The sequence below is a fragment of the Nocardioides sp. IC4_145 genome (assembly GCF_011250565.1).
Lineage (GTDB): Bacteria > Actinomycetota > Actinomycetes > Propionibacteriales > Nocardioidaceae > Nocardioides.
Window position 1 is genome coordinate 17,285 of record NZ_JAANMS010000050.1, and the last position, 11,565, is coordinate 28,849.

The 11,565-nt window shown below is 73.8% G+C and carries 14 protein-coding genes; 10 read left to right on the top strand and 4 right to left on the bottom strand.

All coding sequences use genetic code 11. The features are described 5' to 3' along the window. Nucleotides 1–14: 14 nt before the first annotated feature. A complete protein-coding gene (locus G6553_RS17805; RefSeq protein ID WP_166195951.1) occupies nt 15–653 on the bottom strand; it encodes a VOC family protein in 639 nt (212 codons plus the stop codon). Nucleotides 654–734: 81 nt separating this feature from the next. Further along, nucleotides 735–1,529 carry a hypothetical protein gene (locus G6553_RS17810; RefSeq protein ID WP_166195953.1) on the bottom strand — a complete coding sequence of 265 codons (795 nt, stop codon included), beginning with the start codon at nt 1,527–1,529 and terminating at the stop codon, nt 735–737. Nucleotides 1,530–1,587: 58 nt separating this feature from the next. On the opposite strand from G6553_RS17810, the gene G6553_RS17815 reads away from it, so the two are divergent. The 5 genes from G6553_RS17815 to G6553_RS17835 are packed head-to-tail and all read left to right on the top strand — an operon-like array spanning nt 1,588 to nt 5,853. Continuing rightward, the gene (locus G6553_RS17815; protein ID WP_166195955.1) at nt 1,588–2,529 is read left to right on the top strand and encodes a Ppx/GppA phosphatase family protein; all 942 of its coding nucleotides are present in this window, start codon (nt 1,588–1,590) and stop codon (nt 2,527–2,529) included. Then, a complete protein-coding gene (locus G6553_RS17820; protein WP_166195957.1) occupies nt 2,526–3,320 on the top strand; it encodes a sugar phosphate isomerase/epimerase in 795 nt (264 codons plus the stop codon). Before G6553_RS17815 ends, G6553_RS17820 begins: the two co-directional genes overlap by 4 nt. A 16-nt stretch (nt 3,321–3,336) precedes the next feature. Continuing rightward, a complete protein-coding gene (locus G6553_RS17825; RefSeq protein ID WP_166195975.1) occupies nt 3,337–4,293 on the top strand; it encodes a proline dehydrogenase family protein in 957 nt (318 codons plus the stop codon). Between the two features lie 24 nt (nt 4,294–4,317). After that, nucleotides 4,318–5,121 (top strand): pyrroline-5-carboxylate reductase, encoded by an 804-nt coding sequence (proC, locus tag G6553_RS17830; RefSeq protein ID WP_166195959.1) that lies wholly within the window; start codon nt 4,318–4,320, stop codon nt 5,119–5,121. A gap of 27 nt (nt 5,122–5,148) precedes the next feature. Continuing rightward, nucleotides 5,149–5,853, top strand: a complete 705-nt coding sequence (locus G6553_RS17835; RefSeq protein ID WP_166195961.1) for a DsbA family protein — start codon at nt 5,149–5,151, stop codon at nt 5,851–5,853. A gap of 25 nt (nt 5,854–5,878) precedes the next feature. Here G6553_RS17835 and trpS read toward each other — a convergent pair whose 3' ends face one another. Further along, the gene (gene trpS, locus G6553_RS17840; protein ID WP_166195963.1) at nt 5,879–6,862 is read right to left on the bottom strand and encodes a tryptophan--tRNA ligase; all 984 of its coding nucleotides are present in this window, start codon (nt 6,860–6,862) and stop codon (nt 5,879–5,881) included. 216 nt (nt 6,863–7,078) lie between these two features. On the opposite strand from trpS, the gene G6553_RS17845 reads away from it, so the two are divergent. The 5 genes from G6553_RS17845 to G6553_RS17865 all read left to right on the top strand — a co-directional run bounded on the left by G6553_RS17845 (nt 7,079) and on the right by G6553_RS17865 (nt 11,057). Further along, nucleotides 7,079–8,275, top strand: coding sequence for an acetoin utilization protein AcuC (locus G6553_RS17845; protein ID WP_166195965.1), 1,197 nt, complete (start codon nt 7,079–7,081; stop codon nt 8,273–8,275). Between the two features lie 171 nt (nt 8,276–8,446). Beyond that, complete coding sequence (locus G6553_RS17850; RefSeq protein WP_154612902.1) at nt 8,447–8,653, top strand: helix-turn-helix domain-containing protein; 207 nt, start codon at nt 8,447–8,449, stop codon at nt 8,651–8,653. 135 nt (nt 8,654–8,788) lie between these two features. Beyond that, on the top strand, nt 8,789–8,890 hold the full coding sequence (locus G6553_RS21425; RefSeq protein ID WP_008356322.1) for an AURKAIP1/COX24 domain-containing protein: 102 nt from the start codon (nt 8,789–8,791) through the stop codon (nt 8,888–8,890). Nucleotides 8,891–8,906: 16 nt separating this feature from the next. Then, the gene (locus G6553_RS17860) at nt 8,907–9,959 is read left to right on the top strand and encodes an NAD-dependent epimerase/dehydratase family protein (protein ID WP_166195967.1); all 1,053 of its coding nucleotides are present in this window, start codon (nt 8,907–8,909) and stop codon (nt 9,957–9,959) included. A gap of 315 nt (nt 9,960–10,274) precedes the next feature. Continuing rightward, nucleotides 10,275–11,057 (top strand): lysophospholipid acyltransferase family protein, encoded by a 783-nt coding sequence (locus tag G6553_RS17865; RefSeq protein WP_347565792.1) that lies wholly within the window; start codon nt 10,275–10,277, stop codon nt 11,055–11,057. 287 nt (nt 11,058–11,344) lie between these two features. Here G6553_RS17865 and G6553_RS17870 read toward each other — a convergent pair. After that, nucleotides 11,345–11,565, bottom strand: a 221-nt coding sequence (locus G6553_RS17870; RefSeq protein WP_207619954.1) for a hypothetical protein, incomplete at its 5' end; no start/stop codon positions are given.

Below are 11,565 nucleotides of genomic sequence, written 5' to 3' on the forward strand. Positions count from 1 at the left end.
GACCCCCGGGACGGTCAGAGACGGACCAGGCCGTTGGGCGTGTTGACCTGCGCGGCGATGATGCCCGGCGTGCCGTGCGGGGCGACCCACTCGACCTTCACGTCCTCCAGCGGCGCCTCGACGGTCTCGCCGAGCCACTCGCTGACGCGCTGCGGGTCGCCGGCGATCTCGAGGCAGGCCAGCGACCAGTCGGGCGACGCGCCCGACGACGGACGGAGCTCCGCGGGGCTCTCCCACTCGATGAAGAACGGCAGCTGCGGGTCGGCGATCAGGCCGTTGACACCGATCTGCTTCCAGCGCAGCTCGGTGCCGTCCGGGCGGTGCCGGTTGCCCTGCGCGGCCTGGCGACCCAGCCGGGCCTCCACCGGGCCGATGTCGGGGACGGCCACGACCCAGCCGAGCCAGCCGCCGCCGAGGGCGGAGCGGGCCCGCACGGCCTGGCCGAACGGGGCCTTGTCCGAGGCCGGGTGGTCGAGCACCTCGACGATCTCGAGGTAGGTGCCGCCGCCGAGCGCGAGCGTCATGTTGCGGGTGCCGAAGCGCGGGTGCACGCCTCCGTCACTGAACTCCCGGCCGAGCAGTCCCCCGATGCGCTGGGCGGTGCTGGCCAGGCCATCGGGTCCTGCGGCGTACGAGAGATGGTCCAGGCGCATGTCGGCATTGTGCGGGAGAGGCGGGAATCACCCGGACACTGGGGTGGGGATGTCTTGACGTCGAGAGGTTCCGTGTGTCCCTCAGGACGGCCGGGGGCTGGCGGGATGGAGGGCGAGGGCGGACCGGGAGCGGAGGTGGGCGTCGCAGCGCCGTGCCAGCTCGTCGTACGCCGCCTGGCCGACGAGGGCGACGAGCTCGGCGGCGGAGGTGAGGTAGAGCGGCTCCACGGCGACGTGGGCCTCGGTGTTGCCGGTGCAGTACCAGTCCAGGTCGTGGCCGCCCGGGCCCCAGCCGCGGCGGTCGTACTCGCCGATCGAGACCTCGGTGTACGACGTGCCGTCGGGGCGCTCGACGTCGCGGAAGGTGCGGCGGATCGGCAGCTGCCAGCACACGTCGGGCTTGGTCTCCAGCGGGTTGCGGCCGAGCACGTAGGCGAGCGCGTGGAGGGCGCAGCCGGCGCCGCCGCTCCCCGGACCGCCGGAGGCGGGGGCGAAGTCGGGGCGGTTGTGGAAGACGCAGGCCTGCTGGTCGTCGACCACGACGGTCAACGTCTTGCGCTCGCCCTCGTCGTCGACCTCGACCCAGTCCGAGCGCTCGACGGGGCGTCCGGCCGGCTTGAGCTGCCAGAGGTCCTCGTCGAGCATCCCGACGAACTCCGCGACCCGCTCCTCGTCGGCCTCGTCGGCGAAGTGCGCGCCGAGCGTGCAGCACCCCACGTCGGGGGCGTCGGCGTAGATGCCGGCGCAGCCGCGGCCGAAGATGCAGGTGTAGGCCGAGGTCAGCCAGGTCAGGTCGGCGCGGACGACCTCCGAGGAGTCGTCGGGGTTGACGAACTCCACCCACGCCCGGGGAAAGTCGAGGTCCACTTCCGGCACACCGCCAGGGTACGGCGCCCGCCTCCTGCCCCAGGTGTCCGGCGCTAGGTTGAGCGCCATGCGCCTGGGCGTCCTGGACATCGGGTCCAACACCGGTCACCTGCTGGTGGTCGACGCCCACGGCGGCGCGGCACCGCTGCCGGCCTCGTCGTTCAAGCGGCCGCTCCGCCTGGCCGAGCACCTCGACGCCGCCGGCGCGGTCACCCCGGCCGGCATCGACGCACTGACGGCGTTCACCGCCGCCGCGCTCGTGGTGGCCGAGGAGAAGGGGTGCGAGGACCTGCTGGCCTTCGCCACCTCGGCCGTGCGGGACGCGAGCAACTCCGACGCCGTCCTCGAGCACGTGCGCGAGCGCACCGGCGCCGCGATCGGCGTGCTGACGGGGGAGGCCGAGGCGCGGCTGACCTTCCTGGCGGTGCGCCGCTGGTTCGGCTGGTCGGCCGGGCGGCTCGCGGTCTTCGACATCGGCGGCGGCTCGCTGGAGATCGCGGCCGGCGCCGACGAGGCGCCGGACGTCGCCTGGTCGCTGCCGCTCGGCGCGGCCCGGCTGGCACGCACCTCCCTGCCCCGCGGCCCGGTGGACGACGCCACGCTGCGGGCCCTGCGCAAGCAGGTCCGCGCCGACATCGCGCGCGACGCCGGCCAGCTGCTGCGGACCGGTCGGCCGGACCGGGCGGCGGCCACCTCGAAGACCTTCCGCTCCCTGGCCCGCATCTGCGGCGCCGCACCGTCCGCCGAGGGCCCGCTCGTCCCGCGCGCCCTCCCGCTCGAGACGCTCCGCTCCTGGCTGCCGAAGCTCGCCGCGATGGACCTGCCCGCGCTCGCCGCCCTGCCCGGCGTCTCCACCGACCGCGCCCACCAGGTGGTCGCCGGCGCGCTCGTCGCGGAGGCCTGCATGGACATCTTCGAGCTGCCCGCGCTCGAGATCTGCCCCTGGGCGCTGCGCGAGGGCGTCATCCTCGAGCGCCTGGACCGGATGAGCGTCCTGGACGGCCCGTGACGGTCCCGCGGATCGGCCTGTCCACCTCCTCGGTCTTCCCCGAGTCGGTCGCGCACGCCTTCGGCTGGGCGTCGAGCCTGGGGTACGACGCGGTCGAGGTGATGGTCGCGCTGGACAGGGTCAGCCAGCACCCGGGGATGGTCCGGCGGCTGTCCGAGCACCACGGCGTACCCGTCTCCGCGATCCACGCCCCGACGCTGCTCTTCACCCAGCGCGTCTGGGGCACCGAGCCCTGGGCGAAGCTGCAGCGCTCGGCCGACATGGCCCACGAGGTCGGCGCGGAGGTGGTCGTGGTCCACCCGCCCTTCCGCTGGCAGAAGGAGTACGCCGCCGGCTTCGTCGACGGCATCGCGGCGCTCGAGGAGTCCACGGGCATCGCGTTCGCGGTCGAGAACATGTACCCCTGGCGGGCCCGCCAGCGCCGCGGTGTCGAGATGTACCTCCCCGGCTGGGACCCCTCCGACGAGCCCTACGCGAACACCGTCATCGACCTCTCCCACGCCGCGATCGCGCACGACGACCCGGTGGCGATGGCCGAGCGGCTCGGTCCGCGGCTGCGCCACGTCCACCTCACCGACGGCACGGGCTCGGCCAAGGACGAGCACCTCGTGCCCGGCCGCGGCTCGATCGACGCGGCCGGCTTCCTGCACCACCTGGCGCGCACCGGGTTCGCGGGCGAGGTGGTGCTGGAGATCAACACCCGGCGCTGCACCACGCGCGCGGAGCGGGAGGGCGACCTGCGCGAGTCGCTGGAGTTCGCACGGCAGCACCTGGCGGGGTCCCCGACGTAACCTCGCAGGCATGTCCCTGCTCCGCCAGCCGCTCCTCGCGCTCTCCCGCAGCGCAGCCGTCCGCGAGCTCGTCAGCACCCTGCCCGTCTCGAGCGGGATCGTGCGCAGCTACGTGCCCGGGGAGACGACGGAGGCGGCCGTCGCGGCGGCGACCGGGCTGGTCGACGAGGGGCTGAAGGTCACCCTGGACTACCTCGGCGAGGACACGACCGAGCACGCGCAGGCCGACGCGACGGTGCAGGCCTACGTCGACCTGCTCGGCCAGCTCTCGGCCCGGGGGCTCGCCCGCCACGCGGAGGTGTCGGTCAAGCTGACGGCGATCGGGCTCGCGCTGCGGACGTCGGCGCAGGGGAGCGCCGGGCCGTCGTCGACCCACCAGGTCGCCCTCGAGAACGCCCGCACGATCTGCCGCGCTGCCCGCAACGCCGGCACGACGGTCACCCTCGACGCGGAGGACCACACCACCACCGACGCGACGCTGGCCGTCCTGCGCGACCTCCGCAAGGACTTCCCGGAGACCGGCGCCGTCCTCCAGGCCTACCTCCACCGCACCGAGGCCGACTGCCGCGAGCTGGCCCACGAGGGCTCCCGGGTCCGGCTCTGCAAGGGCGCGTACGACGAGCCGGAGGAGGTCGCCTACCAGTCGCGGCTCGACGTGGACACCGCCTACGTCCGGTGCCTGAAGATCCTCATGGCCGGCCAGGGCTACCCGATGGTGGCCACCCACGACCCGCGGATGGTCGAGATCGCCTCGTCGCTGGCCAGCCGCCACGGCCGCGAGCAGGGCACCTACGAGTTCCAGATGCTCTACGGCATCCGCCCCGAGGAGCAGCGCCGGCTGGCCGCGAGCGGCGAGACGGTCCGGGTCTACCTGCCCTACGGCGGCGAGTGGTACGGCTACCTGGTCCGCCGCCTCGCGGAGCGTCCGCAGAACCTGACATTCTTCCTGCGTTCGTTGATCTCCAAGAAGTAGCGCCCGACAAGTCAGGAGCAGCCCATGTCGCAGACCGCGATCCTCGGTGCCGGCGTCATGGGGGAGACCCTCCTGTCCGGCCTGGTCCGCGCCGGCCGGCGCGTCGACGACCTGCTGGTCGGCGAGAAGCGCGCCGAGCGCGCCCGCGAGCTCGAGGAGCGGTACGGCGTCGCCGTCGTGCCCAACGTCGACGCGGCCGCCAAGGCCGACACTGTCGTGCTCGTCGTCAAGCCGCAGGACATGGGAGACGTGCTGGCCGAGGTCGCCCCCGTGCTGCGGGCCGGCCAGCTGGTCGTGTCGCTGGCCGCCGGCATCACCACGGCGTACATCGAGGCACGGGTGCCCGAGGGCGTCGCCGTCGTGCGGGTCATGCCGAACACCCCCGCGCTGGTCGACGAGGGGATGGCGGCGATCTCCCCGGGGTCGCACTGCTCCGAGGAGCACCTGGCCGAGGTCGAGTCGCTCATGGGCTCGGTGGGCAAGGTGCTGCGCATCCCCGAGCGCCAGCAGGACGCGGTGACCGCGATCAGCGGCTCCGGTCCGGCGTACCTCTTCTTCGTCGTCGAGTCGATGATCGAGGCCGGCGTCCACCTCGGCCTGCCGCGCGCCACCGCCACCGACCTGACCATCCAGACCCTCGTCGGGTCCGGGAAGATGCTGCGCGAGACCGGCACCCACCCCGCCGTCCTGCGCGAGCAGGTGACCTCGCCGGCCGGCACCACCGCCGCCGCGCTGCGCGAGCTCGAGGTGCACAAGGTCCGCGCGGCCTTCCTCGCCGCGATGGAGGCCGCCCGCGACCGGTCGCGGGAGCTGGCCGAGGGGTCCTGACCGGGCGCCCCTGGCAGACTCGGGCGCATGACCGCCGACGTCCGGTTCTGGTTCGACCCCGTCTGCCCGTTCGCCTGGCTGACCAGCGAGTGGGTCCGCGAGGTGCAGCGGCAGCGCAGGCTGTCGGTCGAGTGGCGCTTCATCTCGCTGCGCCTGCTCAACAAGGACGTCGACTACGACGCGCAGTTCCCGCCGGACTACGAGGCCGGCCACACCGCGGGCCTGCGGCTGCTCCGGGTCTGCTCGCAGGTCCGCGACGACCACGGTCCCGAGGCGGTGGCGCGGCTCTACGAGGTCCTCGGCCACCGCATCCACGACGCCGAGCCGGCCGACCGCGAGGTCCGCGGCACCGCGGAGTTCCTCGCGCCCGCGCTCGAGGAGGCCGGCCTGCCGACCGACCTCGTCGCTGCGCTCGACGACGCCGCGCACGACGCCCGGGTGCAGGCCGAGACCGACGAGGCGCTCGCGCTCACCGGCAAGGACGTCGGCACGCCGATCATCGCCGTGGCCGACGGGTTGGGGTTCTTCGGGCCGGTCATCAGCCGGCTGCCCGCGCCCGAGGACGCCGTGCGCCTGTGGGACCACGTCGTCGGGCTCGCGTCGTTCCCCGGCTTCGCCGAGCTCAAGCGCAGCCTCCGCGAACGCCCGCAGCTGCGCTCCTTCGGCGTCGACCCGGACGCCGCGGGGGCCGAGGAGGACTGGCACGGCGGCAGCCGACGGCAGCACCGCTGAGCCAGGGGCGCTGGGCAGGGACCGCTCACCCGAGACCCAGGGCGCTCTCCACCGCGGCCAGCACCGGCGCGGTGACCTCCCGGCAGCGCGCCTCGCCGGCGGCGTACACCTCCTCGACGTGCGCCTGGTCGTCGGCCAGCTCGGCGTACCTGACCTGCACCGGCTCCAGCGTCGCGACGACCGCGTCGGTGACCGCTGCCTTCAGCGCGCCGTAGGTGGCGATCCCGTCCGCGGACCCACCGCAGGCGACGAGCACCTCGAGCAGGTTGGTGACGCCCGGCTTGGCCGACCGGTCGGCGCGGACCGCGTCCGGGGCGGTGTCGCTGTCCGTGACCGCCCGCGCGACCTTCCGGCGCACGACGTCCGGCCCGTCGAGGACGTGGATGACGCCGGCGGTCCCCGAGCGCGCGTCGGTGCCCGACTTGCCCATCTTCGCGGTCGGGTCCTGGAGGTCCATGACCCGCGCGGCAGCCGGCGGCGTCGCCATCTCGGGGACCACCAGGACCGGCCCGTACGCCGCGTTGAACCGCGTCGCGAGGTCGCGGGCGAGCTCGACGTGCTGGCGCTGGTCGTCGCCGACGGGGACCCGTGCCGGCCGGTGCAGGAGGATGTCGGCCGCCATCAGCACCGGGTAGGTGTAGAGCGACGCCCGGCTGCCGGGGCGGCCCTTCTCCTTGAACTGGATCATCCGCGACAGCTCGCCGGTGGTCGCGACGCACTCGAGCAGGTAGGCGAGCTGGCGGTGCGCGGGGACCCGGGACTGGACGAAGAGCGTCGACCGGTCGAGCCCGACGGCGAGCAGCAGCGTCGCGACCTCACGCGTGCGTGACCGCAGCTCGGCGGGGTCGTGGGGCACGGTCAGCGCGTGCAGGTCGGCCACGCCGTAGAAGCAGTCGGCGGGGTCGTCCGCCGCGTCCTGGGCGGCGGCCATCGGCCGCAGGGCGCCGAGGAGGTTGCCGAGGGTCGGCGACCCGGTGGGCTTGACGAGGGACAGGGAGGTGGCGGGCACGGGGGCTCCTTCGTGGACGGGCCCGCGGGGCGACCGGTGCTGCGCGGCGTCCGGGCCGAGGCCCGGGACGCGACGAGGCCGCCTCGAGGGCGGCCTGGTGGGTGGGTGTGCTGGAGGGTGGGCCGCCTACGGGGCGGGCCACCACAGGGAGGCGACAGAGGTCGGACGCTCGGACAGCACGAGGCGATGATGCCACGGCCGAGTAGCGTCGCGTCCATGTCGACCTGCGGGGGCCCCTCCACCGTCGTCTTCGACCAGACGCTGGCGGAGTACGACTTCGGCCCCCACCACCCCATGTCCCCGTTGCGGGTCGACCTGACGATGCGGCTGGCGACCGAGCTCGGCGTGGTCGGCCCGGACGCGCTCAGCGGCCTGCGTGTCTCCCCTGCGCCGATGGCGTCGGACGACCTGATCGCGACCGTGCACGACCCGCGCCTGATCGAGGCCGTCGAGCGGGCCGGGCGCACCGTCGAGCCCGACGAGCTGCACGGCCTCGGCAGCGAGGACAACCCGGTGTTCCGCGACATGCACCGCGCCGCCGCGCACGTCGTCGGCGCCAGCGTCGAGGCGTTCCGCCAGGTGTGGGCGGGGGAGGTGCTGCACGCCGCGAACATCACCGGCGGCCTGCACCACGCGATGCCCGACCGGGCGAGCGGCTTCTGCATCTACAACGACATCGCGATCGGCATCCAGCACCTGCTCGACAACGGCGCGGAGCGGGTGGCGTACGTCGACGTCGACGTCCACCACGGGGACGGCGTCGAGCGGGTCTTCTGGAACGACCCGCGCGTGCTCACGATCTCCCTGCACGAGACCGGTCAGATGCTCTTCCCCGGCACCGGCTTCGCCGAGGACGTCGGTGGCCCCGACGCCACCGGGTCGGCGGTCAACGTCGCGCTGCCGCCCGGCACCTCGGACGCCGGCTGGCTGCGCGCGTTCCACGCGGTCGTGCCGCCGCTGCTGCGGGAGTTCGACCCCGAGGTGCTGGTGACCCAGCACGGGTGCGACTCCCACGCGCAGGACCCGCTGGCCCACCTCATGCTCAGCGTCGACGGCCAGCGGGCGGCGTACCTCGCCCTCCACGACCTGGCCCACGAGGTCGCCGGCGGACGCTGGGTGGCGACCGGCGGCGGCGGGTACGCGCTGGTGGAGGTCGTGCCGCGGGCGTGGACCCACCTGCTCGCGATCGTCGCGGGCGCGCCGCTGGACCCCAGGCTGGAGACGCCCGGCGCGTGGCGCGAGCACGTCCGCGAGCGGCTGGACCGCACCGCGCCGTACCTCATGACCGACGGCCGGACCCCGGCCTACCGCGACTGGCGCGACGGCTACGACCCCGACACCTGGCTGGACCGGGCGATCCACGCGACCCGGATGGCGGCCTTCCCGTGCCACGGCCTGGACCCGATGCCGTGAGTTTCGCGAGGTTCGCGGAGGTCTGGCGCAAGCGGACACGCCGAGGCTGCTGAAGTTTCTTCAGCCTTCCTCTTCCCCACCAGTCACACCTGCCCCTATTCTCACCGGAGCGCGCCCGTGTGATCACCGCTGGGGAAGTCGGTGGCGGGCGCAGAGAAAGCACGGTGTGCCATGGCTGCCAACCCGCCCGGAGACATCTCCGACGCGAAGTTCCTCACCGTCGCCGAGGTCGCGGCGATGATGCGGGTCTCGAAGATGACCGTCTACCGCCTCGTCCACAACGGGGACCTCGCCGCCGTGCGCGTCGGCCGGTCCTTCCGCGTGCGCGAGGAGGACGCGAACGAGTACATCCGCCGGAGCTTCTACGACGCCGGCTGACGCCCGAGCCGACTGCGGGTCCGGGCCGGGGCCCACGCCTCGGCACCGATTGCGGTGCGCTTCGGGGCGGCCGTTAGGCTGTGCCGGTCCCTCGGGCGACTCCCGGGGTGGCGCACAGCTGTCGAAAGGTATCCCGTGGGTTCTGTCATCAAGAAGCGGCGCAAGCGCATGGCCAAGAAGAAGCACCGCAAGCTGCTGAAGAAGACGCGCGTCCAGCGTCGCAAGCTCGGCAAGTAGGCCTGCGCGCGGCGGAGTGGTGACCAGCGGCCGGGTCGTGCTCGTCACCGGGGTCTCCCGTGACCTCGGTCGACGATTCGCGCGCTCGCTCGCCGCTGAGCCCTCCGTCGGACGCGTCATCGGCGTCGACGTGGTCCCCCCGCGCGGGGACCTCGGTGACGTCTCCTTCGTGCGGGCGGACATTCGCAACCCGGTGATCGCCAAGGTCATCGCGAAGGAGGACGTCGACACCGTCGTCCACATGAGCGTCATCGCCACCCCCGCCAGCGCCGGCGGGCGGGGGACGATGAAGGAGCTCAACGTCATCGGCACGATGCAGCTGCTCGCTGCCTGCCAGAAGGCGACGAGCGTCCAGCACCTCGTCGTGAAGTCGACGACGACGGTGTACGGCGCCAGCAACCGTGACCCCGCGATGTTCACCGAGGACATGGAGCCGCGTCGCGCCCCGCGCAGCGGCTACGCCAAGGACGTCGCGGAGGTCGAGGGCTACGTCCGTGGCTTCGCGCGCCGGCGCTCGGACGTCCGCGTGTCGCTCCTGCGCTGCGCGAACGTGATCGGTCCGCACGTCACCAGCCCCATCACCTCCTACTTCCGGCTGCCGGTCATCCCGACGGTGGTCGGCCACGACCCGCGCCTGCAGTTCCTCCACGAGGACGACCTGCTCGCCGTGCTCCGCCACGCGACGGTGGAGGACGTGCCGGGCACGTTCAACGTCGCCGGCGACGGGGTCCTCATGCTCTCCCAGGCCGTACGCCGCCTGCGCCGCCCGACCGTCGCGCTGCCCGCTCCCGCGGTCGGCAGCCTCGGCTCGGTGCTGCGGCGGGCCCGCCTCGCGGACTTCTCGCCCGAGCAGCTGGCCTTCCTCACCTACGGCCGCGGCGTCGACACGCAGCGGATGCGCGCCGTGCTCGGCTTCGAGCCGGCGTACACGACCGCGGAGGCGTTCGCCGACTTCGGCCGCTCGCTGCCGCCGACCGGGGGCCGCACCGACCGCGTGCTGGCCGCGGTCGAGGAGCAGCTCGAGCGGGGCGCGGCCCGGCCGTTGACGAGGGGAGCCGACCATGGGTGACGCCGAGATCATCCCGATCGGCACGCGCGGCCGGCCCGGCCGTGGCACCGGCAAGCAGCCGTCCTCGGCCGCCCGCGACCTGGCCGCCGGCCGCCGGCGCAGCCGGTCCGGTCGGAGCAGTCGAAGCAGCCTGGGCAACCGGTCGAGCCGGGCCTCGCCCCCGCGCCCCGGCCCGCCGTCACCACGGAGGAGCGCGACGCCCAGGGCATCCCGCTCTCGGACTGGCTGGCCGCCTTCCAGCACGCCGCCCGCGAGGTCTTCGGCGACCAGTGGGAGCCGCAGCTGGCCCGGCTGCTGGCGTTCTTGCGCCGCCGGGTGACCGGTGACTACGTCGTCGACGAGTACGGCTTCGACGAGGAGGTCACCCAGCGGTTCTTCCTGGCCGCGCTGCGCCCGGTCGCGGAGAAGTGGTTCCGCATCGAGGTCCGCGGCGTCGAGAACATCCCCGCCGAGGGCGGCGCGCTCGTCGTCTCGAACCACTCCGGCACCATCCCGGTCGACGGCCTGATGACGATGGTCTCGATCCATGACCACACCGGCCGCTACCTGCGGCCGCTCGGAGCCGATCTGGTCTTCCGCACCCCGGTGGTCAGCGCGCTGGCCCGCAAGGGCGGCGCGACGCTCGCCTGCAACGAGGACGCGGAGCGGATGCTGCGCGGCGGCGAGCTCGTCGGCGTTTGGCCGGAGGGCTTCAAGGGGATCGGCAAGCCCTACTCCGACCGCTACAAGCTCCAGCGCTTCGGTCGCGGCGGCTTCGTCTCCGCGGCCATCCGCACCGGCGTGCCGATCGTCCCGCTCTCGGTGGTCGGCGCCGAGGAGATCTACCCGCTCGTCGGCAACGTGCCGTCGCTGGCGCGGCTGCTCGGCCTGCCCTACGTCCCGATCACGCCGCTCTTTCCCTGGCTCGGCCCGCTCGGCCTGGTCCCGCTGCCCTCGAAGTGGCTGCTGGAGTTCGGCGAGCCGGTCCGCACCGACGAGTACGACGAGGGCGCGGCCGACGACCCGATGCTGGTCTTCAACGTCACCGACCAGGTGCGCGAGTCGATCCAGCAGACGCTCTACACGCTGCTCATGCAGCGGCAGTCCGTCTTCCGCTGACTTATCTGGGACGGGCGTGTCGCTACGGAGCTTCGCTCTGTTGGATGGGACGGGCGTGTCGCTACGGAGCTTCGCTCTGTTGGATGGGACGGGCGTGTCGCTACGGAGCTTCGCTCCGTGCCGCTGCGCGGCCGGCGCCACGCCGCCGTCCTGAGTGCCGCTGCGCGGCCGGCGCCACGCCGCCGTCCTGAGTGCCGCTGCGCGGCCGGCGCCACGCCGCCGTCCTGGTGCCGTTGCGCGGCCGGCGCCACGCCGCCGTCCTGGTGCCGTTGCGCGGCAGGCCGGGCTCAGGGAGCCTGGGTCCCCTTCGGGGGCGGCGGCTGCAGCAGGCCGCCGACCAGGTCGCCGACGCCGCCGAGGACGTCCTCGATGACCTCGGGGAGCGTGGTCGGGGCGGAGGTCGTCGTGCTGCCGGAGCCCTTGCCCCCGTTGCCGGCGCCCCCGTTGCCGCCAGTCCCGCCGAGGAGGCCGCCGATCACGTCACCGAGGGTGGAGGGCTGGCCGGAGG